The 24269-nt window shown below is 34.6% G+C and carries 17 protein-coding genes and 1 pseudogene; 11 read left to right on the forward strand and 7 right to left on the reverse strand.

What is annotated here, in order from left to right:
- Window positions 1–50: 50 nt before the first annotated feature.
- Window positions 51–533 carry a glutathione peroxidase gene (locus tag DBO93_RS06255; RefSeq protein WP_108455545.1) on the reverse strand — a complete coding sequence of 161 codons (483 nt, stop codon included), beginning with the start codon at window positions 531–533 and terminating at the stop codon, window positions 51–53.
- A 530-nt stretch (window positions 534–1063) separates the two neighbouring features.
- On the opposite strand from DBO93_RS06255, the gene DBO93_RS06260 reads away from it, so the two are divergent.
- Window positions 1064–1429, forward strand: coding sequence for a HopJ type III effector protein (locus tag DBO93_RS06260; protein WP_108455546.1), 366 nt, complete (start codon window positions 1064–1066; stop codon window positions 1427–1429).
- A 69-nt stretch (window positions 1430–1498) separates the two neighbouring features.
- Complete coding sequence (locus DBO93_RS06265) at window positions 1499–2377, forward strand: NAD(P)-dependent oxidoreductase (RefSeq protein WP_343215951.1); 879 nt, start codon at window positions 1499–1501, stop codon at window positions 2375–2377.
- A gap of 97 nt (window positions 2378–2474) precedes the next feature.
- Here DBO93_RS06265 and sbcB read toward each other — a convergent pair.
- Both sbcB and DBO93_RS06275 read right to left on the reverse strand, forming a co-directional pair.
- Window positions 2475–3940 (reverse strand): annotated as a pseudogene (gene sbcB, locus DBO93_RS06270) (exodeoxyribonuclease I).
- A gap of 136 nt (window positions 3941–4076) precedes the next feature.
- Window positions 4077–4637, reverse strand: a complete 561-nt coding sequence (locus DBO93_RS06275) for a cold shock domain-containing protein (RefSeq protein WP_108455548.1) — start codon at window positions 4635–4637, stop codon at window positions 4077–4079.
- Window positions 4638–5009: 372 nt separating this feature from the next.
- Here DBO93_RS06275 and DBO93_RS06280 point away from each other — a divergent pair, with 372 nt between their 5' ends.
- The 9 genes from DBO93_RS06280 to DBO93_RS06320 all read left to right on the forward strand — a co-directional run bounded on the left by DBO93_RS06280 (window position 5010) and on the right by DBO93_RS06320 (window position 19180).
- Window positions 5010–5351 carry a hypothetical protein gene (locus tag DBO93_RS06280; RefSeq protein WP_108455549.1) on the forward strand — a complete coding sequence of 114 codons (342 nt, stop codon included), beginning with the start codon at window positions 5010–5012 and terminating at the stop codon, window positions 5349–5351.
- Window position 5352: 1 nt separating this feature from the next.
- Complete coding sequence (locus DBO93_RS06285; RefSeq protein ID WP_108455550.1) at window positions 5353–6291, forward strand: hypothetical protein; 939 nt, start codon at window positions 5353–5355, stop codon at window positions 6289–6291.
- 17 nt (window positions 6292–6308) lie between these two features.
- The gene (locus tag DBO93_RS18690; protein ID WP_162533735.1) at window positions 6309–6473 is read left to right on the forward strand and encodes a hypothetical protein; all 165 of its coding nucleotides are present in this window, start codon (window positions 6309–6311) and stop codon (window positions 6471–6473) included.
- Between the two features lie 1163 nt (window positions 6474–7636).
- Window positions 7637–9241, forward strand: coding sequence for a DNA phosphorothioation-dependent restriction protein DptF (gene dptF, locus DBO93_RS06295; RefSeq protein ID WP_108455551.1), 1605 nt, complete (start codon window positions 7637–7639; stop codon window positions 9239–9241).
- Window position 9242: 1 nt separating this feature from the next.
- The gene (dptG, locus tag DBO93_RS06300) at window positions 9243–10553 is read left to right on the forward strand and encodes a DNA phosphorothioation-dependent restriction protein DptG (protein WP_108455552.1); all 1311 of its coding nucleotides are present in this window, start codon (window positions 9243–9245) and stop codon (window positions 10551–10553) included.
- Entirely contained in the window at window positions 10534–15594 is a 5061-nt protein-coding gene (gene dptH / locus DBO93_RS06305) for a DNA phosphorothioation-dependent restriction protein DptH (RefSeq protein ID WP_239059131.1), read from the forward strand. The genes dptG and dptH overlap by 20 nt, the downstream gene beginning before the upstream one ends.
- Before the next feature lie 4 nt (window positions 15595–15598).
- Window positions 15599–16321, forward strand: coding sequence for a hypothetical protein (locus DBO93_RS06310; protein ID WP_108455554.1), 723 nt, complete (start codon window positions 15599–15601; stop codon window positions 16319–16321).
- The gene (locus DBO93_RS06315) at window positions 16311–17018 is read left to right on the forward strand and encodes a hypothetical protein (protein WP_108455555.1); all 708 of its coding nucleotides are present in this window, start codon (window positions 16311–16313) and stop codon (window positions 17016–17018) included. Before DBO93_RS06310 ends, DBO93_RS06315 begins: the two co-directional genes overlap by 11 nt.
- Window positions 17018–19180: a DNA sulfur modification protein DndB gene (locus DBO93_RS06320; protein WP_108455556.1), complete on the forward strand. Its 2163-nt coding sequence runs from the start codon at window positions 17018–17020 to the stop codon at window positions 19178–19180. Before DBO93_RS06315 ends, DBO93_RS06320 begins: the two co-directional genes overlap by 1 nt.
- Here DBO93_RS06320 and dndE read toward each other — a convergent pair.
- Genes dndE through dndB form a run of 4 tightly spaced genes read right to left on the reverse strand, consistent with a single transcriptional unit; the run spans window position 19144 to window position 24196 of the window.
- Complete coding sequence (gene dndE / locus DBO93_RS06325; protein WP_108455557.1) at window positions 19144–19503, reverse strand: DNA sulfur modification protein DndE; 360 nt, start codon at window positions 19501–19503, stop codon at window positions 19144–19146. The two genes, DBO93_RS06320 and dndE, sit on opposite strands and share 37 nt — an antisense overlap.
- The gene (gene dndD / locus DBO93_RS06330; protein ID WP_108455558.1) at window positions 19503–21458 is read right to left on the reverse strand and encodes a DNA sulfur modification protein DndD; all 1956 of its coding nucleotides are present in this window, start codon (window positions 21456–21458) and stop codon (window positions 19503–19505) included. The genes dndE and dndD overlap by 1 nt, the downstream gene beginning before the upstream one ends.
- Entirely contained in the window at window positions 21448–23115 is a 1668-nt protein-coding gene (gene dndC, locus DBO93_RS06335; protein ID WP_108455559.1) for a DNA phosphorothioation system sulfurtransferase DndC, read from the reverse strand. The genes dndD and dndC overlap by 11 nt, the downstream gene beginning before the upstream one ends.
- Entirely contained in the window at window positions 23105–24196 is a 1092-nt protein-coding gene (gene dndB / locus DBO93_RS06340; RefSeq protein WP_108455560.1) for a DNA sulfur modification protein DndB, read from the reverse strand. Before dndB ends, dndC begins: the two co-directional genes overlap by 11 nt.
- Window positions 24197–24269 lie beyond the last annotated feature (73 nt).

Raw genomic sequence — 24269 nt, forward strand, 5'->3', positions numbered from 1 at the left:
AGATTGTACTTTAGCCCTTCAAGTATCAAAGCTCTAAAGTACCCAGCTTATTAAAGCATTGCTTCAATATCACTAGCAATATCTGCTGGCTTGGTGGTTGGGCTATATCGTTTAACCACTTTGCCTTGGTTATTCACCAAAAACTTAGTGAAGTTCCACTTAATGCTTTTACTACCTAATAAACCTGGCGCTTCGTTCTTCATATAATCAAATAATGGGTGGGAATTTTCACCATTAACGTCAACTTTACTAAAAAGCGGGAACGATATATTAAAGTTAAGATCACAAAATTGTTTAATTTCGCTGTCGTCGCCTTTTTCTTGTTTACCAAACTGGTTACAAGGAAAGGCTAATATTTCTAAACCCTTTGCTTGATACTGTTGATACAAAGCTTGTAAACCTTGATATTGCGGAGTGAAACCACAAGCACTAGCGGTATTAACCAACAGCATTACCTTACCTTGATAAGTAGATAGCGGCACAAGTTCGCCAAGATTGTTATTGGCACTAAACTGATAAATGTTGTTATTCATAAAAAACCTTACAGCAATATTAATTGCACACAAATTTGCGACAATTTAATGTCAAATAAAGTAAGTGTTTTTTACCTGAAATGCAAAAATAAATCCGCAAAAAGCAATTTCAAAAAAATTCGTAAAAATAAATAATACCCATTCTAATAAGTTTCTTACCACTGAGTGATATTTTACTTAACAGACTTGGTATTAAACAAATTTTTCACAATAGTAGCTATCAAAATAAGGCTAATTTTATTAATATGGAACGCATAAAACAATGTGACTTCACAATTTATTAAGCTCATTGACGCACGGCCTATAAACAAAAAAATAACAATGGCTACCACTGGTTCATCAGGTATGTAGAGTCAAAAATACAGAGGTCTAGCGCGTGATTCTGAGCAACTTTAGACTAAGCCAAACTAAATTATTCAAGTTAGGCTCATTCCAAGCAAGTTAAATTAAAAAAGCATAGTAAAATTAAACGTATACTTTCCCAAAATTAAAACCGTTCAAACAAAACTGAAATAAGGTGTGTAATTTACATGAACAATATTGAAAACAGTAATTTAGATGACTTTCTCGCAAGCATTAAACAAGAACAGCACTCGATAGAGTTTACCCAAGTCATGAAAGTTATTGCCGATAACTATCAATATCAACCTACAACGTTTACCAATGGTGAGCTTGTTAATGAAAGCGGAACAAATGAAGGCTCTTGTAAAATATTTTACTTTGCTCAGCTAAATAACTTAAGTCCTGAACAAACACTGGCTTGTTTTGGACGTTATTATCGAGAAGATGTTTTAGCTAACCCTAAGGGTGATGATCACCAAAATATTCGAAATTTTATGCAAACTGGCTGGCAAGGTATTGATTTTAAATCAGTGGCTTTAACAGCTTTAAAATAAGTATTAATAGCGCAAGCTATGCTGAACTAACTTCAACTCAATATCAGGTATTAATCAACTTGGTATTACATAAGGATTCGCTCGATGAAAGTCGCATTTATTGGTTTAGGTGTTATGGGATATCCCATGGCAGGGCATTTACAAAAAGCAGGTCATGAGGTTTGTGTTTTTAACCGTAGCCAAGCAAAAGCGGATAAATGGCTGGCTGAATTTTCAGGTACTAGTGCTAAAACACCGGCAAATGCCGCGAAAGATTGTGAAATAGTGTTTTGCTGCGTAGGTAATGATGACGATCTTCGTCAAGTGGTACTAGGCGAAAACGGCATATTAGCAGGCATGCCAAAGGGCAGTATTTTAGTTGATCATACCACTGCATCGGCAGAAGTTGCTGTCGAGCTTGCCAGTATTGCCGCAAGCCAAGGGCAATACTTTTTAGACGCTCCCGTTTCAGGTGGTCAGGCTGGCGCTGAAAATGGTGTACTAACTGTAATGATTGGCGGTGACGAAACTATTTTTAATAAAGCTGAGCCAGTGATGGCCGCTTTCGCTAGATTTAGTCAATTAATGGGACCCGTTGGCTCAGGGCAATTAGCTAAAATGGTAAACCAAATTTGTTTTGTAAATACCGTACAAGGCTTAGCTGAGGGATTAAACTTCGCCCAAAAAGCCGGGTTAAATATTGATAAGCTGCTAGATACTATTGGTAAAGGCGCTGCTGGCTCTTGGCAAATGGATAACCGCGGTAAAACAATGTGTGCACGAGAATTTGACTTTGGCTTCGCTGTTGACTGGGTAAGAAAAGACCTTGCTATTGCGTTTGCAGAGGCTGATAAATTAGGTGCAGATTTAACCGTGACCAAAAAACTAGATGGTTATTATAAAGAAATTCAAGAAAGTGGTGGCAACCGCTGGGATACTTCAAGCTTAATAAGTCGCTTTAAAAAGTAAAACATTAACGATGTATTGTTTTGTTATTTTGTAGCTGAATAGCTGTATTCTACTTCGATAAAAGTAGCCGACTTAATTTATATAAGTCGGCATTATGTTAATTTTGCACGTACTCGTATAAAGCTTTAAGCACCGACATTTTACTTTGATTCTGTTCATGTTGGTGCGCTAAGTCTTCAATTTTTATCATAAATTCATCAAGACTCAATAAGCCTTTTTTACCATGCTGAAGACGATTTTGACAATGCGCTTGCCATTTTTGTTGCTCGCCATCGTCAAGAGTATAAGGAAAATTACGCGCACGATAACTAAATAACAAGGTACTTAAACGCTCATCTTGAAACTGAAACGGGTGCGTTCCTAATTGCTCAGGCGATAATTGATGCAAAATATCCATTTGCGCTTTATCACTATGCGAGAAAAACTTGCCACCATAAAGCGCAAACTCAGCTTCTACAGGTTCATCACCAAAATCACTTTTGGCAAAAACATCCGTCAACTTATCTCTAAGTTCAGTATATAGTTTAAGCCTTTTTAGGTTATCTAAACAGAGGTCACGCGGAATGGCCAAGCGCTCAGCATTTTCAGGTAACAGCGTTTTTGCTGGCGCGACAATAGGGCACTTATTTAAGTGAATTAACTTAATTGGAATTGGTAATTCGCCTTCGTCTAATTCATCATAACGGGTATATAAACGCGCTTTAATCTCTTCGCTAGTCAGCTCAAATAACGGCGATGGATCTCGTGCTAAATCGACAGCGATAACCGCATTTTTATTAATCGGATGATAACAAACGGGTGCAAACCAACTCGTGCAACCGTGAACTGAAGACACCTTGCTAGAGGTGTGCACAATAGGCGTCATGTTATATACATCAATTAGCTCAGCTACTTGCTTCTTATTTTTTAAATTAAAAATAAACTCATATAACTTAGGCTGCTTTTCTTTAATCAGTTTTGCCATCGCGATAGTGGCATAAACATCACTCATGGCGTCATGTGCCGCTTCATGACTAATACCATTAGCTTGTGTCAGTAACTCTAAACGAAAACTCACCACTTGCTCACCATCGCGCTCAACCGTTGGCCATTCAATACCTTCAGGGCGCAAGGCATAGCAAGCACGCACCATATCAATAATATCCCAACGACTATTACCATTTTGCCACTCACGCGCATAAGGGTCGTAAAAATTACGATAGAGCAAGTAGCGAGTCACTTCATCATCAAATCGAATGCTGTTATAACCTGCAACACAAGTATTAGGTTGGGTAAATAAGCCATGAATACGATCAGCAAACTCAGCTTCAGTTAATCCTTCACGCAAGGCTTTTTGCGGCGTAATACCGGTAACTAAACACGCCTCAGGTTGCGGCAAATAATCTTGTGGCGGCTGACAATAAAACATCTCAGGCTCACCAATAATGTTTAAATCAAGATCAGTGCGAATACCGGCAAACTGCGAAGGCTTATCGAACTTTGGTGATATTCCCATGTCTCGTAGTCGTGCCAGAGAATAGTTGCTTGTTCTTGAGAGTGTTGAGATGAAGAGTTCTGGTTCATTTTATCCATGTAAAACAACTTGTAGTTTTAATATCGCTATAGATTTCAAGCTATTGCTAAGCTAAAAATGCTAAGCCACGTTATGGCTCTGACTTTAGCACAGGCAAGGGATAAAATCCTACAAAAAGGGCGGTAGTTAAAAGCTGTTAAATTGTCTTTCGCATGGAATACCGTCTCTGTCACCATCCATTTTAGTATTGGGGCAATTTTGAAGAAAGTAGACTGCTTCTTCAAAAGATGCCATTTGGCTACAGTGCTGGCGGCCATCACAGGAAAAGTGCTCTAGAGACTTAATCACAGTGCGAGCGGGTAATGATTTCACCTCTGGAACCGTTAGTTTTGGTGCAGGAATATGCACTGGTTTTGTGGTGAAACGCTGGTAAGCAAAAGCGCAAATAGCCAACACGGACAATAATATGACAAGTTTGCTTTTGGGTACTGAAGAATTTCTCGACACTCGTGGCTTATTGTTTTTTAAAGCTTTAGAAGCAACCCCTTCAATACGACAATTAGTGGCTCTGCTTTTACCATTGGCTTGTTGCTCTACCTCAAAATAGATGAAATCACCCACCTTGGGATTTCTACTCATTTCTTTTAAGGCAGAAATATGAATAAAGGTATCTTGTTTAAGCTCAGCCGATTTAATAAACCCAAAGCCTTTATCATGAATCCAGCTTGTTAATTGTCCTTTATGCATGACAGCTCCATTGTCGATGTCGTTTTAAAAATTTCTCATATAACAATCAATATTAAATCAGAACCGATGCCTAGATTTTATTGAAAAATATTATTAGTCATTATGTTTTTAAATGCAATTTACTATGTAGCATTGTCGCCCATACATTTACATTTTTCACCTAAAACAGACATTAATATTTATCGAAATAAAACAAGCTAGCGCATTACTTTTAGGGCGCTAAAACCACCAGAGCACCTTAGAGACATGACTTTTTAATTAAAATTGATTTTAGCATTCTTGATTAATTGATATTAAAGATGTATCACCTGTTTGATATTATTAAAATAGAATACTACTCTTACCTAAAATACAAAGGGAATGGAATGCTATGTGTTTTTTCATAATTTTAGCTTATTAATAAAATGTGCTTATGTGTCAATAATTATACTTTCAGTTTCTTCATGTGGCATAAAGCCTGTAGTTGTACATGATTCTAGTTTGTATTTAGGGGGATTTAAAAATAAGAAAGTTACGATTGAACAATGTGTTTTTTCTTCTGTTGAAGGTGTTGGAATTAAATTAGCTTTTTTGACCTTTAGCCTAGGTTATTTTAACCACAATAAGCTCTACGTTAATATTGATGAAGGAGTTTGCGAAAGTGATATCGCTACAGTCCAAGTTATGCTCGATTCGAATATAGATAATAAAATTGATCCAAATATAGGGAAATGATATGAAAATATTTATATTAACTTTTACCTTAATGTTAACTGGTTGCGCATCTAATCATCACTTGGTGTTTTTTACTAATACAACCATAGGACTAGAAGTTGGTTCTGAGCCTGCTAATGGTACTCCTGCCAAATTTATTTTAGGTTATAAACGTCAAGAAGGTGTTATTGATCCTTTAATCCCTGATTATATAATGTCTAAAGATAAAAATGCAGGAATTACAGAGCCGACAAATGGTGGAACTAATATAGTGTTAACCCCCAATGGCACTGCAATTCCTAAAGGCTCATTAACTAGAGCTCATTCTGTTTTAGCAAAAATGAACTTCGGGGCAACTGGAGGAGGTACTGATGCTTCTGCTGCTCAGTTTTTTGCTACAGGGAAGGCTTCTGAATTATTAGCAGCATCTGATGGTATTACAGGTGCACTATCAGGCGACCCACAAAATAACGTCAGTCAGAAGTTGAATATTAATGCCAAGATCAATAATACAATAAGCGCACACCTAGATGGTATATACCAGCTACTAACATTGGCAAATACAGATAGATCAAGGGAAATAAAAGTAAATATAGATCAGATTGACAAAGGTTTATTTAAAGATGAGTTTATAGAATATTATTGGGTTGATGGAGCTAAAACCATATTATACAGTGGGAAATGGGATGTTAAAACTGGAGTACATTCTTTTGATAATACTTATACTTATTTACAAGGTTTAAATAGTTCATTTAAAATAGTAAAAGAAGCAATCTTAAAAAAAGGAATTACAGATGATAATGGTGTTGCATTAACGGATGCATCTAGAAAAACTATGCTTGATGCTATTGAGCAATATCCAAGGAAATATGAAAAAGGATCAAACATAATTTCTTCAAATCGAGATGTATTAGAAATGATTAATTATGTATACAACGATGTGCTTTTGGAATCAGAATAAAACAATAAGGAATAATTATGTTTATTGAAGATGATAAAGTGTATGCAAACGACAAAGATAAAAATAGGCGTTTATCTGAGTTGTTAAGAACAAGTGTTCGAGATAAAAAAATCATTAACATAACTAGAGTAGATGGCGATACGAATGGATGGATGTTTAATTTTTATGAAAATAAAGCTTAAAGTGGCTGGTAGGAATAAAATCTAAACGTCAAATTGTTGAACAGTCTCAATATCATGGTAAGAGATGTTATTAATCAGATATTATAGAGAAAGCTATCGCTAATAAATTTCTATAATAACACTGTGTTTTTTTTAGCATATTTTATAAGAGCTTAAAAATTGAAAATATAATTTTTTGTTGATGTTAGTTAAAATAATGTAGTTTTTTAATAATTATCAGGTGTTTCTAAATGAGTAATTCGAAGTTTCTCCCTCGAAAATGATAGCGTTTTTACTTCATCTTTAAATTGAATTTAATGGACACTCTCCCAAATTGAAAACCTTAAATACTGCACTAAACTAAACTAAAATAATCCACTACTTTATCTCAGGTGAGTTATGGCTACGCCAAGGAAACAACAAATCAGTTTAGTAGAAACCCCGTATTACCATTGTGTGGCGCGTTGTGTACGTTGCGCCTTTTTATGTGGTGAAGATGCGCTTAGTGATTACTGCTTTTATCAGCAGTTTAAACGACGTCAAAACTTAAGCTTCTGCAATGAACTCTTTGCGTAAACACACGACTTACTATTCAAAAAATCTACAAGCATAACTGTCGTTGCTTAAGAGTAATACTTGCCATAAAATTTATGTTTTATAATAAGTTGGGAGGATAAATTGCTGATTTTCTATTACAGATATCAAATATCGTTATTTGTTCATAACAGCAGGCAAATATTTAAATATCAATAATATCTAGTTAGAATGAGTGTCATTTTAAATTCATTGAAAGTATAAAAAGGCGTTTATAGCGCTAAACCTTCACGTAGAGTTCAAAAACCTATCTTACTGATTGCAAGTTCAGAAAAACTATCGATATATGTTTATATACAGTTTTTCTGTTTACTCGACGATAGAACCCAGAAAACATGATTTCTGAGTAAATACTATTCAGATTAAACTAGAAACGTGTTGATTTAATAGAATTTGTTGACATTTTGTAACAACTACTTCATCTTTGTTTTCGTAATATAGAGAGCTGATAAGCTCAATGTTAAGGAAAACATCTTGTACATATTTTCAAATCTGAAAAAAATTACATTCAAGTCAGTCGTACCTGCGGCAATAATCTTTATTTTTAAGCAAAAAACTTCATACAATAAACACCCATTGGTGAATAAATTATGCAAGAAGCATTAAACTTAAGAGAAGTACTTTCAGTACTTTCGAAGGCATCTCCTTATGCTGTATCGACAGAGCGGAATAGCACTAGTCAGTCCTTACTTGATGAAATAAAATCTTATCTCTATATTCAAATGCCAATTGAGACAGCGGTAAATGAAACTATTTCCTCATTTGGTGCTAACGAGAAAAAAGTATTATTTTTATGTGGGAGCAGCGGAGACGGTAAGTCTGAGTTATTAACTAGAGCAAAAGTAAAATATGGTCAACGAGTTAATTTTCATTTAGACGCTACCCATAGTTTTGATCCACAAGAAAATGCAATTCAAACGTTAGATAATCTTTTTAATGAATTTGAAAATCAATCAAGACCGCTTGTTGTCGGTATTAATACGGGCATGTTAGGTAATTATGCGGAAGAAGGTAGTAACGAATTTTTCAGAAAGGTAATAAAAAACTACTTAGACAATGTTGAAGACACAGCAAATGTGACATTTATTAACTTTGAAGACTATCCGAAGTTTGATATTGATGAAGTTGGTTACACATCAGAATTTGTTCAATTACTTTTAGAACGCCTAACTGCAGTTTCAGGGAATTTGATCAGACAAATTTATGATAAAGATAAATTAAATAATTTAGATGAAGAAAGTAAAAAACTCCATGCTAATTATGAGTTGTTATGCCTTCCTTTGGTTCAAAAGACTATTATTGAACTATTATTCAAAGCTCGTTTAATGCGAGATCAATTTTTAACTGCACGTTCGCTGTTAGACTTTATTCTTACATTAGTTGCGGGGCCTAATTATTTGTTTGATAACTTATTTGCTGGTGGTGATAACGAACTTGCGAACAAAATCATTGAATTTGATCCAGCACATTTGAGAACTAAAAAAATAGATCGTTTTATTTTATCTAATGATTTGTTACTTCCTGATGAAGACTTTCAAGAGTTTAAAAGCTATTTAACATCAATTGGAATTGTGAATCAGTTAAATAGTCAATCCTACTTGCGATTGTTTTACATTCTTAAAAATGGTGAGTTTGCTAATAATTATCACCAAAAATTTGTTAAAGACTTTAATGAATCACTAATTGAACGTTATGTAGATATTTTCCAGTTACATCGTGATTTTGACAATAGCATAGAGCAAAAGAAGCGAATTAAAGAGTTTTATAACAATATATTACGTGCAGCGATTCGTAAATATAACAACCGTAATGCACCTAATTTAGATAAAAGTCATTATTTGATATCAGAGTTAAATGGTTTTCAGCTAGTAGCTAAGTTAGAAATCAAAGCGGATTTAAAAAATATTCTAAATTATCCAGCAAAATCATCTTCAAGTTTTACTGCTTGTTTAAAAGTTGAAGACCATAGTTTGACAATACCAATAAACATCAACCTATTAAACTTGATGACAAAAATCGTTGATGGGTACAGACCAAATAAACATGATAAAAATACAGTCGTGCTTTTAGATGAATTGCTTGAGGATATTGCTCAAGTTGCAAATCATTCAAAAACCTTACATATCTTCAAAGAACACCATCAAATTACAGTCAAAAACGTTGATGACGAAGAATTTGAAGTGAGTGGAATGTAAAATGATAAAAATACCTTTAACCCCGCCAAGCAATAATACTTTAAGTACTTACTTACCATTAAGAACAAAAGATAAACATTATAAATTTTGTTGGGAGACCGTGCTCGGATACTTTGTTCACGTTCTTTATAGAAAGTCACTAGCCACCAGCACTATCGATGAATTTAAAGTTCATTGCCAAAATCGATTTTCAAAAAAATTAGACGAGCCTGATTTTTGGTCTGTATTAGAAAAAATGTATTTTGAAAATAATCAACTTTTTAAAATTTCACCAGAGCTACTTATTTTTAAAGCAGTAAAAGGTGAGATAGACACAAACAGTAAAAAATTAGGGGATATGTACTTAAGCTTACTGAACGGCTTTACCGTCTCTTGCTCGCCCAGCACCCAATTAAACTTTTTAGAAAAAGAAATTAAAGAGGTGTTTGATGGCTTTTATGTCTCAGATAAACCTAAAAAGGAATTAAATAACGGAACACCATACCTTCCTTTTTTGACTCAGCATTTTCAGCAAGATCTACTGTTTTTAAATAAAAGACCGCATTACTTACTAAATAACTTTAATGCGGTTATTCGTTTATACGGCTTTTTGTATGTTTCTCAAATGGCGCTAAACATTAAAGATTGGAGTCAGGGAGAACCAAGGAGTAAGCCTTGCTTTTTTATTATTGATAACGAAAAAGCGAGTGATGAACGCTCACAAATTAAAAACTATGGTTACACCCAACTACATGACTATTTAGAGTATTTATTTCCATATTTAGTGATGAATGAAACGCTGCAAGATAAAGGTGCCGTAGAGCCTATATGGAAATTATTTGAAAATTTAACTGAGAAAAATGTAACTGATTTAAATAAATTTGGTAGTGATTTCACTCAAGATCGTAATGACAGAAAGTGGTATAACTCAAACCAAGAATGGAATATTACAGAAGATAAAAAAGAACTTCTGACCCAACTGTTAGATGTGTCACATGCACAGTTCGAAAAGAAGAAAGGTCGACTTATTAAGTATAACGAAACAGTCGTTAAAGGACTACTAGGTAATGTTTGTGAACCCTTTATTCAGCGGCGTGGACGAGCAGGGCAAGTTCTTACTTTTAATCAAGACTATATTGTACTACTCACTAACTTAGCGATAGGTGAAAAAGAAAAGCTCCGATTACACGAACTTATAAAAGCGTTTGAATCCCGAGGTATATTTTTCGATAAACAAAGTCAGCAGAGTTTAATCGACTTTTATGAACGTATGGGCAATGTTGAAAGAATGAGTGATAGCGGGGATGCAGTTTATGTTAAAAAAACAGTTTGAAGAATTTTTAGTTACCCACTTTAATACTTGGGCAGAAAATGAGCTACAAGCAGGATATCGTTATCAATTTAAAACACCTGATGGTGATAAAGGCTTCAACCTATTTAAAGCCTTTATAAAGTTTACTAATGGCAGTATTCAAGTAAAAAATATTGAACTACAAACAATTCAATATGGCAAAACTAAGTTAATCCCTGTTTATCATGGTAAAACTGAAACTGGTTTTACTGAAAATTTCATATCACATTTGCGTGATGAAATTTCAGCACAACAAGGAGAACTTAAAGGCACATCGTTACTCATTATTCATAATTCGATGCTTGATACATTAATTAATTCAACTGAGGATATTGCTCAACTTGGTTTTGTTTGGCATCCAAAAAATATAAAACACCTATTGCATGCCGAGATAAACCAGGCAGATGATAAAGCTAAAATCTCTGAATGCTTACTTGATTATCACTTCGACGACATTATTGATGATGGCGCTACAATGTTCGGCTTTGAAAAGCTGTACTATGCAATTGCTGACGGAGATTTACAATTTCACGAATTAGGCCTTTTAACGGATGATCAGTTATCAAAGGAAGGCTGGAAAGGTGATCAGATAAGTGAACGAATTAAAGAAAATAAAGAATTAAGTGAAAAGCTTGATTTTATAACTCATCATTTCCCAAATGAATTAGAAGATAAGTTGGCGCGTTTAGACTTGAGTGAAAAATTTATAAAAGAGCATTTTCCTGATGGCGACGTTGAAAAATATAAAGAGCAATTAGATTTAGGTGCGTGTTTTGCAGAGCAACAAAAAAACCGCACAAATTTACTTGAACTAGAAAGTGAAACTGCGCCTGATATTGAATTACTTAAAAAAGCTAAATCTGAAAAAGGAGCAGGTGTACGTGATCGGCACTTGATCTTATTATTAGAACCGGAACAGCATACTTTTGAATTAGAGTTATGTTTTTTAAATCAAAAGTTAAAAGATAGTTTTTGTAAAATTCAGCACAATCTGCATAAACCTGACGTACAAATAACGCTTAAAAATCCTGGTGGTGTCAGAAGCCGCGCGGTGTTAACAAGTAGTTTTGATGGTAGTGCCCGTTACTTCACTTTTCAGGTAAAAACAGACAAACCTAAAGAAACTCATCGCTTCAAAGTATTAGTTATTGGAAAAAATGATTTTTATATTGAGGGCTTTAAAAATACTTACTTAGTTGAACCAGCCAAACAATGGCTTACATTACAAACTGATGAACAATCTTTACAAATTAGCGACTTAAGTAATACGAGTATATTAAATTCCAACGAACAAGTTTTTGATGCTACTGAAATAGGTATTGTTGACTTTAAAAAACTCGCGAGTGAATCAGATGAAATATGCTTTGCCGTGCAAGGTTTAAATAGTTCGTTAACTTTTAATGTAGAAGGTGAAGTAGCTACAGATTCGCTTTTTTTACCCTTGATGCTAGATCAAGGGCGTTTTAATCATTTATTTAAAGATAGTTACTACGGACAATTCAATCGTAGTAAAAACAAAGTACTAATTGACGGAAAAGAAGTAGCCCCCAAAGGTAAGCGTTTAATGTTACTTCAAAATGAAGTGGAGTTAGTCGATTCTAGATTACTTGCGAAATTTAGCGCAGAAAACGACATAAACTTAGCTGATTTAGAAATTAATTTTCCAGATTTATTCTTTGCTTATCGTAGCTTGTTTGATTATTTAGAGTTCCATAAAACACTATTAAGCATTGCTGGCTGGGGAGCAAAACTTAGAGGTTTAGTCGAACAAATCGTTATGGCTTATCAGGTAGCTATAGATGACATACCTTATCATGCACCTTTGTTAGATGAACATAAATTACTTGTAAATATCGGTTTTACAGAGTTTGATGAACAGGTTTATATCAGTCCTTTCCATCCTTTAGTTTTGGCGTACAACGTAAATTTAGCAAACAGCTTGAGTGAAGACAAAGAAGCAACAAGTAGCTTTAAGAATCTTCCTACAGTAACTATTCAACGTTTAACTGCACAAGGGTTATTACCATTTGTATATAACCCAGAATGTGATTTTTCCTATAATCATGCTGAAAAAGAGAATGTTTTTTGGTCTAAGTTAATTCCACAACAAGAAAGCAGTTACGATTATGTCCGCACGTTAGTTAAAGATAAAGTGGGCAAGTTTACCGCCGCGTTTAAGCATTTGTTTGTTACAGGCAGCAAAACTACATTGCTCATTAATTCTGTTAATAATCAGCAAAATAAAGAATTATTTCTAGGCTTAATTGATTTTATTAAACTCAAAAAAGATAAAGTAACAAACATACATGTAAATCTATATGATGAAACTGAATGTTATAACTGGTTTGATAAATTTGCTGATATGGCAAGTTATGACGATTTAAAAGAATTATGTGAACTCAATAAAGGTGCTGTACGTGAGCAAGCCGACACTATTATCGATCTGCTAAGAACGCGCTTAACCTACAGTAAGTATGAGCACGAAAAAGGTAATAAAGAGCAAGTTTATGCGCATATGTCATTTTTTAAAAATAATGAACGTGTACAAGCTGTAGATGTTGATATATTAAAACAAAAAAGTGGTGTTGTTTGTCATGGTCTAATGCCAGGTGAGTCAGCATCAAATAAAAATGGTAGTTACTATACTTCTTTTGGCTTACAAGGTGTTGATGTTGAAAGCGCGCCTCACTTAAAACTCATCTCTACTTATAGTGGGTTAGTTAAACCAGCTAAACGCTCCCATGAAGAATACAGTGCATCCAAATCACAAGCATTAGTAGTAACAGAAAACTTTAAAACGCTACTTGAACGTTCTTATGAAAATTCAATTTGGACAACCATCATCGATCCAAAAGTAACGCTAGAATTTTTTGAAAACCAAAAAAACATGGTGCTAATTCATTACTCAGATAATTACACCAATTCAGTTAACTACGATGCGATTACTGTTACCAAACAAACCGATTTGTACCATAAAGTATTGGAAAATGATGATGGCGGCATCATTGAAGAGTTTAATGCCTTTAATGGTGAGTGGTTATTAAATTTAGTTACTGCAAAAGATAATGAGCGTAAAGAAAAGCGAGGCATTATTGGCGCATATAAATACGTAAACTGTTTAGTTGCTAACTCTGACATAACGTGGGTTCCGCTTTCAATCGCTGAAATTGTGAGGGTTGCTGGAAATCTCGGTTTAAATATGAGCGATAGTGATTTATCACGTCATTCACAAGGTTTTAAAAAAGGTGCTATTTCAGACGATATATTGTTTGTAGGCTTTAAAGAGCAACAAATGATTTTGCTACCTGTTGAAGTTAAAACAGGTAAGCGTCAAACGCATAGTAAAGGCGTAGAACAAGCTAAAGAGCTAAAGCGTTATTTTGAATCATTACTAGGGCAACAAACGTTAGCCGGTAATTTATATCGCGGATTATTTATGCGCCAAGTACTTATGCAAATAGATAAGTACAAACTTTATAAAGTATATGAAGATGGTTATTTCAATAATATTGAAAACAATAGCTCAGAATGGTTACAAGGTGATTACCAGTTAGCTGAGTTAGCAAACTATCCAGAAGGTATTCTATTTGTAAATGTAGAGGATAGCGATTTTACTAAAGCTTCCTTTTTACAAGTGCAAAATATTCTCAAAATTGAGTTACCCGCAGGTAATTTAGGTTATTGGGTGAAAACGCCGATGCAAACATTGGTAAACGATTTAACTCCAGCTAAATTACATCACATAGATGAGCAATATATTTTAAAAAATAATTGTTTAGTGAATACATTACAAAGTGCTGATGATGAATTAGAAGTGGCTGCAGAAGAAAATTCTCAGTCCATATCACCAAGTAGTATTGAAGCAAATAATGAAACTAGTAAAGAACAACCTGATACCACAGCACAAATGGAAGGTGTAACTGAACAGTCCGCTAATCATTCTGTACGTAAAAAAATGCCAATTGAAGCATTACAGGCTATTTATCAGCAGATCATTGATTGTTATTACAGTCATAATATAACGGTAACTAAACCTAATGATGAAGAAGCCTTTGTTGAAGGCCCTGCCTCAATATTATTTAGAATTGAATTAAATCCAGGCACTGATCCCAAACGTGTATTTGAACGCTCTCAAGCACTCAAGTTAGCACTGAAACTGGGCCAAGAACAAGAAGTTGGTTTTGGTATTGATAAAGGCTGTGTAACTATTGATGTACCTAAAAGCCAAGAACAACGTTACTTTGTAGACCAAAATGATATCTGGCCGCATTGGCAACGACCTGATAACGCACTTGAAGTGCCGCTAGGTGAAGATCGATTTGGTGATGTTATCAAACTAAACTTTTCATCGTCAAATTGCCCGCATTTATTAATTGGTGGCACAACAGGTAGTGGTAAATCTGAAGCCCTTAATACTATTTTATACGGAATGGTAGAGCATTATAGTGATGCAGAATTAAAGTTAATGCTTATCGATCCTAAAGGTACAGAGCTTAATGACTTTGAACGCTATCCACATTTAATTGGCCGCATAGGTTTTGATGATGAAGATGCTTTAGTGCTATTAACGCAAGCCGTTGCTGAAATGCAGTCACGGTATGCACAGTTTAAGGCACAAGGTGTGCGCTCATTACCTGATTACAATGCTAAGGTAAGCAAAGAAGAACGCATTCCTTGGTGGGTACTTGTGCTTGACGAATATGCCGATTTAACCTCAGACAAAGACATGAAAAAGGATATTGAAGCCGAGCTTAAACGCCTTGCGCAAAAAGCCCGTGCCGCAGGTATCCATTTAATTATTGCCACACAAAAGCCAAGTGGCGATGTAATCAGCACAAACTTACGTTCTAACTTACCTGCTCAATTAGCACTACGCGTAAAAAATGGTACCGAAAGTCGAGTAATACTTGATGAACAAGGTGCCGAAGTACTTAATGGTAAAGGTGATGCTTATCTTAAATCAGAGGGTAAGTTGGTTAGGATTCAGTGTGCTAGGGTCTATGAAATAAGTTTAGGAAAATAGTAGCATGGAAGAAGAGATAGCAGAAAAAAATGCTTTAGGAATGAAAAAAAAGCTCGGTACTTTAATTGTTATTGTTTTAATTATAATAACTTTGGTAATAAGCTTATACATATATCAATTCAATAGTTATGCAATATCTGATAAACCTCAGGATTGGGGTCCATTTGGAGATTTTTTTGGTGGTGTGCTTAATCCTATATTGGCTTTTTGCTCATTTATAGCTTTACTTTACACAATCCATATTCAGCAAAATGAGTTAGCCTTAACAAGGATAGAACTAAAACGAAGTGTAGAAGCTCAGAAGCTGACGGCCACATTTACGAAAAAACAGAATGAAGTAGCAAATAAACAACTCCATGATTTTACTATCCGAGAAAAGAAAAATGACGTATATCAGTTGATAAAATCGATTGATTCTAAGACTAAATATATTTTAGATGTCAAGTGCCATAAAGTTATAGGTGGCCAAGGCAGTACATTAAAAGAAGCTATAAGATATATTACAAAAAATAAGGATACCTTATTGGCTACTGACTTTGCTGAAATAAGTAAACGAGTTGGTGTACAGTTGACAGAATTAGCAAAAGAAGTAGATTACCTTAAACTGCTTTTGAAAGACTTTGACGAGCTAGCCAAACATCAATATCTCAGTAAATATTACAATACCGTTTACGAGGATACTATCCAAGCTATTCAAATAATGAGAGTTTATCTAGATGAATCTTGATGTAAAAACCTTTTTTAATCGTTATGAAACAGATGGTTTTGACGATATTTCAGAATCCCCTGGAATATATTGCTGGTATGCCGAATTAAAAATTGAACCGGTTGATTGGAAATATAATGATGGTTCAATAATTAGAGCTCTCAATGAAAGTCTACAAAAGCACCGAGCGAATGCTTTAACAACCAGTATTAAAAGCAATTTTGGATTAAAGTGGGAGAAGACAATCCATGCTAATGAAAACATAAGGTGGGTAGATCAACTTGAAAGTATATTTGAAGAAGAGAATGAAGTGCACAAATTCTCGGCTCTAAATAATTTACTTGAACTAGATCAAAATAGAGAACTCATATCAACTGTTTTAAATGAAGTATCTCCATTATTTAATGTTCCTCTCTATATTGGTAAAGCTTACAATTTACAAAAAAGATTGAAAGAACATAAAAGAGAACTTGATTATTACGCAGACTCTACTCCTGACAACGCAGATCAATTATTTTCAAATGGGGAAAGCTTTGTAGAAAGAGCTATAGGAGCTGGTTTCGCTGTTGAAGAACTTGTTGTTTATACATTAGATCTTGTAAGTTTTGTTAAGGAAAGATCTATTTCAAATGTTTCTAATGATGACTTAAAGCAAGTAGCTTTGTTGGTCGAATATGTACTTAATAGAAGGCTACGACCTTCATTTGGAAAAATATAATGAAAGATACTATTTTAGGGAATTTTGAGAAAACTAACACTAAATGGGAACATAATATTGTTGGAACTAAAGGGACTTTTTGGAGTTCAGCTGGAAAAATCGAATACATAATGACCAGTGCTGGTTTGTCTATGGATGAACATGAGACTTCAGAGAAATTAACACGACAGTTATACCCGGTTAGAGAAATCTTAGACTTTGATAAAATGGATTTTGATCAATTATTACAACGAGACTTAGATGATCACCGGGTAGCAACTGAACTAATCCCTTATTTATTAGAGAACTCTCATCGTGGTTTATCTTTTTTTCCACCGATTGTTGCTGCACTCTTGCCGTTTAGAAAAACTACACCTAAAGAAGCATTTGAAAAAGAAATCAGCACGGATATAGAAAGTGATGAAGATGGTTTATCTTGGAAAGGTACTATTAGCGGAAAGGCATATAAATACCAAGATCTTGTAACCCCGCAAGGCGGTGCTGCTCCATTTCCAATTTCTAAAATATCATGGAATGAAGGAGGTGCAAGGTTAGTTGTTCTTGATGGGCAGCATAGAGCTATGGCTATGCTTGCAATAGCAAGAACTATTACAGGTAGCTGGCAAGATAGCGGAGAAAAGTATAAATATTTTTATGAGTCTAGAATTAATAAAATAATAGATGAACTTGGTGGTGAAGCTTGGTTAGAAGAAAACATTTCGAAAATAGAATTCCCTGTTTGCATTATAAAGTTTAACAGTGAGAATGAATTAATTGATCAGCACGAAAGTGCTAGGAAGTTATTTGTCGATGTGAACCAAAACGCAAGAAGACCATCGGAGAGTAGGATTATATTACTTTCCGATAATGATTTACTAAATATTTTTACAAGAAAAACTCTTAACGAAATTAGAACTCCGCGATGTAGCTTTCCAATTAGTGCTGTAGAATATGACTACCCAGGCTCTGGTGCAGGAAAAGTACAATCGTCAAAGCCTATAAAATGGAGCTCAATCATAAATATTGAGATGTTGCGTGCAGCAGTTTTGAGAACTGTTTTTGGACCATCCAAATTCATTGATAGTGTACGAAACAAGGTAAATGGGAAACCTAATTGGACGGATAAAAATAAATATATGCGTGAAACACTTCGACTAAATGAGTGGTTTCCACGTTCACTTGAACATGAAGGCAGCGTTTTTGAGAGGAATAAAATAAAAAAAGATTATTTTCCTAAAAGCAAAATTGATGAGTTCATCGAGCAGTATCAAAAATCCTGGGGTGAAAGTATTTTAATTGTACTAGAGAACTTTATTCCATTTAAAGCTCATTCGGTTGCTTTAGAAAAGTTGTTAGCTGATTGGGGGACAATTGAGGTATATGCTTCACTTGCTAAAGAAGCTATTAGTCAAGGTCAAGGGATGTATTGGACTTTAAAAGATAGTTATCAGCATTGGAAGGATAATGGTGCAAAGGGTAGTGATGATACTTACAGAGCATGGGAAGCAATTAACTTCAAAAAGAAAGATTTTGATAAGTTATTAGCAGAAGAATATTTGGGAAAAACTTCTGATAAAGCCATTAGTGATACGAAAAACTTCTATGAAATATTTAATACTTATGCATCATTTGTAGGGTTATTTTTAGCTTTTAGTAGTTTAGCTAGAAAGCATGGGTATCAAGGTGAACAAATTCCTAAGTTTATTTCAGAAGTCATCAGCGTCATGAATCAAGCTTTATTAGCGAAGAATAATAAATTAAGTCTGTTTATAAATCGAGATATAGAAGAGCCATTAAATCGAATCAAGGGAATGGATACGCCAGATTCGACTTATTTTAGATATTTTTGGCTTGAATTAATCAATTATGGTATTGATAAAGATGCTGTTCTGATTCAAAAAGAAATCGTTAATGAACTAACTTCAGAAACTAGGTTTTTATATTTTAATTACCTTAAAATGCAGTATATAAGCAGCCTCAAGAGTGAGAAATCAACTAAAGAATGGAATGATAATAAAGAAGACCTTGAAGAACTTGCTTTAAAGAGCTCGAAAGAACGAATTTCTCGCTCCTTAAAGAAGTGGTTTAATTTAAATAAACATGACTTTGATATTTGGTATCAAAAATATACTTCTCAGCAAGTAATTCAAGATGAGATTGACGAGAATAGTGAAGAAGTATAAAAACTAATCCCGCGATTCAAGTGTAACTTAAAAAAATCAGCAAAAGGCACACCAATTAGGTGTGCTTTTTGCTTTTGGTAAGTTTCACGTAATAGCGCCAAATACACCTCTGAATACTCGCCAGAAAATACTTTCCAGCTCATCTCAACATTGCTGTTTGAAGGGATATCTTCATAGGCAGGCGCGGTTTCTTCTGCTAATGACATACAAAGTGCCCACCGACATAAGACATTCCAGTTTTCGATACCTGTTTTTCGTTTTAAAGTGCTTAGTTGTTGCTTTTGCTTTTCAGAAAGACGGATAGTCTCAATTGTAAGTTCCATTAAAAGTACCCCTCAGTGAATGCTGAACTTTGTTGTTGTTCGTTATATTGAATGTGATATTCACGGCAAATAGACGGGCTTAATTGCTTATAATATTCCCCGTTTATTTCTTCATCGGTAGATAACAAAATGACTTGCTGACTGGCATTAGGGAAGTAGTTATTAATCAACTTATTACGATGCTTACCATCTAAACGCCCTAGAGGTGTGTCAATAACCGTAGGAATTTCTTTACCTGAAGCTTCAGCTAATCCCCATAAAACAGCGATTGCCAATAATTGACGTTCACCAGCTGATAAGCGACTTGGCGACATTGCTTGATCGTTATTATCTTGTAACGTTAATTCAAAGCTAGTTGGGCAAATAATGATACCGTTAATTAGTTTTTCTTTACGTGATAGCGCATGAAATTTTTTGCTGATATGGGTTTGTAAATACTCAACATTTTCAATGACTAACTTTTCAGCAAAGCTTTGCATGGTGTTTTTTAACTTACCAATATGATCAGCAACTTGTATGGCGCGTTTTTGTTCAAAAGTGTCTTTACTTTGTTGTGTCAGTAAATTTGAATAACGTTGGTTAAGCACATCTAGCTTGGCTGTTGATTGTTCAAGTAATGCTTGTTTCTGTTTTTTCAGTATTTGACTGTTTTTGAACATGACTTCATGTTCAGCAAGCTCGTTTAACAAATGTTGTACTGTTTCATAATCGGGCACGCTTTCTAGTTTTTTATCAAACAGTGCTTGAGCTTCTAATAATTCTTCTCGTTCTTGGCTCAGTTGTTTACGCTCAATTGCATCAGCGATTAACTTTTCATCTAAGCCATTAAAAATAGCTATGTCTGAGTTAATGTAACAATCAGTTCCTGCTATTTGCTGACGATCAGCAGCTAAGCTTTGCATTGTTTCTGTTACTTTACTAAAAGCTTTTTTATCAATACCTGCATGGGTAAGAGAAGCTTTAATAACTTCTTCATAGCCACTAATAGCCTCTTCAATGACTTTTGCTTGAGTCGCTTGTTTCTCAAGGTTAATTTGCTTTTTAGTTTGTGTTATTAAATTTGTAACCAAAGCAAGTGGACCACAACCTGCGTCTAACTTTACGCGGTTACTTTGATTAGCTTTTAGTTTTTGTTCAATAGCACCTAGCTCAAATTTAATAGAATCTCGCTCTTCAATTAAATGTGCGCCAGCGTTTCTCACTTTTTGACGAGATTTGTTAATATTTAAATTATATTCACTGGCTTTTTTATCAAGGCTAGCTATTTCAGTTCTTAGTTCGTGTACAACGGTGTTCTGTTCACTGATATCAGTTTCACAAAATGTTACTTTTTTCATGACTGTATCGTCAATGTTGGCGCTTTTACGTTTGCGCTCGACATTACCTAAGTCAATTTGTAATTGGCTAAGTAGGTCTAAACCTAATAAATTCTCTATGCCTGTGCGAATCAGTTCTGAACTTCTGTCAGGATTCGCTAAGTTTTCAATTTTTTCACCATCAAAGAAAAACAGATCTGATAATGAAAGAGGGATAAATTCATTTACAAATTCATCCCAATATTGGCTTAAATGACGATCTTCTTCACCATTACAAAATACTTTAACTTTATCGCGTGTTTCTACGGCAACTTTCCAATAACGTTGCACTTTAAATTCTTTTGTTTCAGTACCGGTAGAATGGCTGAAAGTAATTGAAAGCTCCACTTGCTCATCTTTCTTGGCATACCGATTCTTTGCATTAGCTAAATAAGTACTAAAAGACTCCATTCCGCGGTTTGAGCATTTAGCATGCTTGCCATATAAAACAAGCTGTAGGGCATCTAAAAATGTCGTTTTACCGCCACCGTTTAACCCACCAAATAAGATAACAGGTTTATCTTTAGTTACGGTTAGGTCTATTTCATGAAAGCCTTTGTAAATACCAAAATTTTCAATAGTTAATTGCTTAATAATCATCACTTAATTCCTCTGTTTCAATAAGTAATGAGCTATAACCTTCTTCTTTAATAGATTTTGTAACCATTATTATTTTTTCTTCAATTGCCTGTTTCTCTTCATCTTCTAAATTTGGAGAGTTATTCAAATGTATTTGTAAACGATGACGCTCGCGTTCTAAAGCAAATTGTTTTGCTTCAAACAGGGTGTTAAATGCGCCGGTATCTAAACTTTTATTCAATTCATCGGATAAATTTGCGCGGCGTAATTGGTTTCTATGTTTGTTTGCAATTGACATCACTGCACGCATTTGTTGATAAAGTAGGCCGTCTTCATCGCCTTGTTCTTTGCAATGTGCTTTTAATTTATCAAGTACATCTAAATTTAAAATAGGGTGGTGTGCACGTTTTTTACCTGGGTAGCTTTGCTTAAGTGCTTTTTCATAAATTCTAGGCACGTTGTCTTCAACTTCATGTTTTTCTTCAAGCCAAATACGACGGATTTCTTCTAAATCTTCTAATGTTAATAGCTCTAAGTTTTTTACTTCTTCTGGACCTAATTCCTGAACCGCAATTTGTGCTTCTAACACCTTCGCTAATAAGTGCTCACGAAAAGATTGAATATAAGGGCCTGGTACTAAGTCTGCACCGTGCTTTGAAACATGTACGGTTAGGTTGCCTTTCATGCGTCTAAAGTCACGGTTGGCTTTATCTCGTGTTAGTTTCTCTATTTTTTTTGCTCTATTAGAATCGTTAACTTCAATTTCATTACGAAGTGAAACAAGTGGGTACATCCACTCTTTTTCTTCATCGTTAGCTATCATGGCATTCATCGATTTATCTTCAGATACCATGGTACATACATAACAACCAAAGCGGCTATCACCACAACTTTGTGTACTTTTGTCAACGACTAAAGGACATTCCCCACCTTCAGTGGCACCTTGATACATGCCCATTAAATCGTGATTTGGAAATCCCCAAGGGTTTTTAACACTATTAAGATAAACCCACACATCATCATTACTCCAATTTGCAATTGGCGTATAAACCCATACACGTTCAAGAGAGTCATTCTCGGTTAAGCCTTGGGCTTTACGAGTATTTGTTTCAGAGTTTTCAAATCTGTCCATGCTGGCTGCACGCGCTGTACTTTCAGCTTTTCTTGTACCAAGTACTAAAATAGCTTCGCCACTTTTGTTTGCCATATTTTGAATGAAAGTATTCGAAGGTGATATTTTTAATCGGTCGGTGCACCAACGGAATTTGTAACGTGGAGCAGGGTAACCTTTACCAATTAAGTTGACCCAAAATCTATCTTTAACTTCGGGTGTTAAGCGATGCGGCGTAATAGGTAAACCTTGTTCATCAGCTTGTTCTTTCATTTTACTTAATGATTTACCAACCCACATTGCAACAATTGGGTTTTCTACAAGGGTGTCAGTGCTAATAACATGTACTTTCTTTTCACATTCACCTTCTTCTTTTAACTCTTGTAATGCATACCAAATAAGTTGCAAAATTGCTGTTGAATCTTTACCGCCACTGTAACCAATTACCCATGGTATTTGGTCACTTTTATAAAGTGTTTTTACGTGATCGATTGATGCTCTTATTACTTCTTTTACCCCTTTTTGGGTAAATGCAGAGTTGTTCTGTGAAACTGGATCAGAACTCATTTTTTGCCTCTATGAATGTTTTTTCAGTCAATACTTCTTTGTCTGTTAATTGTGAGCCAATTAACAGTTTGATTTTAATTGCAGTAAGTTGTGCTGCTTTAGGATTGTTATGCATACTCCCATTGATGACACATCGCCCATCCCAATTTTTATTTTTTCTACTCCAATCAACTTTTTTTAACTCTTTTAGTGTTTTTTTCCAGTTTTTATCATTTTCTAAAAGATAACGACCAACAATACCTAAAGCTTGAAAAGTCACAGAATGAGCGTGAATTGATTCATCGCGTAGTTCCCCACCGGATATTTCATCTTGGCAAACTAATAACCAAGCAGGAATGTTCTTTACCACTTGTTCCCAGTAGTTAGCAGCAATAGGAATTAGTTTTTTATGATTATCGTAGTTTATAGTTCCACATAATAACTTTGTGGCTCTATTCACAGCACTATGACTGATTAATTTCTTAGAGCGAGGGCCTAAGTTACTACTTTCCATATGCACTAACTTGGTTAGCCGAGGGCTATTAAGTATGATCGTCTTAGATACTATGGCATCAGGCTTATCATCATAGGTAATACTTAATGAACCATCTGTTTTTACCGAATAATAATTAAGATCTTTAAATATCCTCTGTCTTTCATCTAATGTTTTGTTTGCAAAAAATACGACTGATATTGTTTCATCTGCAAGAGATGGGTCTTCTTTTAATGCTTCTAGAATTGCGGCATTTCGATGTTGACCATCTGTTATATAAATTTCAGCGTCTTCATCAATTATTAGTGTACCAATACGCTGTTCATGTTTTGATTTTCCAATTGAAATAAATTCACAGCTACCGTCAATACAAGCTGTAATTGAAGAAAATACATATTTCTCTCTTTGTTCCAGGATATAGTTGGTTATATCTGGGATACGAGCTTCATTAATTAGTCGTTGTGCGCGTTTATCTACTGAAAATTGTGATTGGTCGGTAGTAAATATTTTTGATAGTCTTTTTAAAGGGCACATTACTGTATAATACTCAGCGTTTGCTTGTATGCCTTTAATTGCAGGGAATGATGTGCCAGATATTATTGATTGCATATTTAATTTCGTTTAATTAATGTTCTGTTCGTGGTTTTTTGATTTTGTTCGTACGAACATTTCGCGTATCATA

The organism is Colwellia sp. Arc7-D, assembly GCF_003061515.1.
Taxonomy (GTDB): Bacteria; Pseudomonadota; Gammaproteobacteria; order Enterobacterales; family Alteromonadaceae; genus Cognaticolwellia.

Excerpts from the sequence above, each read along its gene's own strand:
- DBO93_RS06255 (WP_108455545.1), bottom strand. The coding sequence starts at position 533 with ATGAATAACAACATTTATCAGTTTAGTGCCAATAACAATCTTGGCGAA.
- DBO93_RS18690 (WP_162533735.1), top strand. The coding sequence starts at position 6,309 with ATGTTTATTGAAGATGATAAAGTGTATGCAAACGACAAAGATAAAAAT.
- DBO93_RS06260 (WP_108455546.1), top strand. The coding sequence starts at position 1,064 with ATGAACAATATTGAAAACAGTAATTTAGATGACTTTCTCGCAAGCATT.
- DBO93_RS06310 (WP_108455554.1), top strand. The coding sequence starts at position 15,599 with ATGGAAGAAGAGATAGCAGAAAAAAATGCTTTAGGAATGAAAAAAAAG.
- dndB (WP_108455560.1), bottom strand. The coding sequence starts at position 24,196 with ATGCAATCAATAATATCTGGCACATCATTCCCTGCAATTAAAGGCATA.
- DBO93_RS06315 (WP_108455555.1), top strand. The coding sequence starts at position 16,311 with ATGAATCTTGATGTAAAAACCTTTTTTAATCGTTATGAAACAGATGGT.
- dptH (WP_239059131.1), top strand. The coding sequence starts at position 10,534 with ATGTTAAAAAAACAGTTTGAAGAATTTTTAGTTACCCACTTTAATACT.
- dndC (WP_108455559.1), bottom strand. The coding sequence starts at position 23,115 with ATGAGTTCTGATCCAGTTTCACAGAACAACTCTGCATTTACCCAAAAA.
- dndD (WP_108455558.1), bottom strand. The coding sequence starts at position 21,458 with ATGATTATTAAGCAATTAACTATTGAAAATTTTGGTATTTACAAAGGC.
- DBO93_RS06275 (WP_108455548.1), bottom strand. The coding sequence starts at position 4,637 with ATGCATAAAGGACAATTAACAAGCTGGATTCATGATAAAGGCTTTGGG.
- dndE (WP_108455557.1), bottom strand. The coding sequence starts at position 19,503 with ATGGAACTTACAATTGAGACTATCCGTCTTTCTGAAAAGCAAAAGCAA.
- DBO93_RS06320 (WP_108455556.1), top strand. The coding sequence starts at position 17,018 with ATGAAAGATACTATTTTAGGGAATTTTGAGAAAACTAACACTAAATGG.
- dptG (WP_108455552.1), top strand. The coding sequence starts at position 9,243 with ATGATAAAAATACCTTTAACCCCGCCAAGCAATAATACTTTAAGTACT.
- dptF (WP_108455551.1), top strand. The coding sequence starts at position 7,637 with ATGCAAGAAGCATTAAACTTAAGAGAAGTACTTTCAGTACTTTCGAAG.
- DBO93_RS06285 (WP_108455550.1), top strand. The coding sequence starts at position 5,353 with ATGAAAATATTTATATTAACTTTTACCTTAATGTTAACTGGTTGCGCA.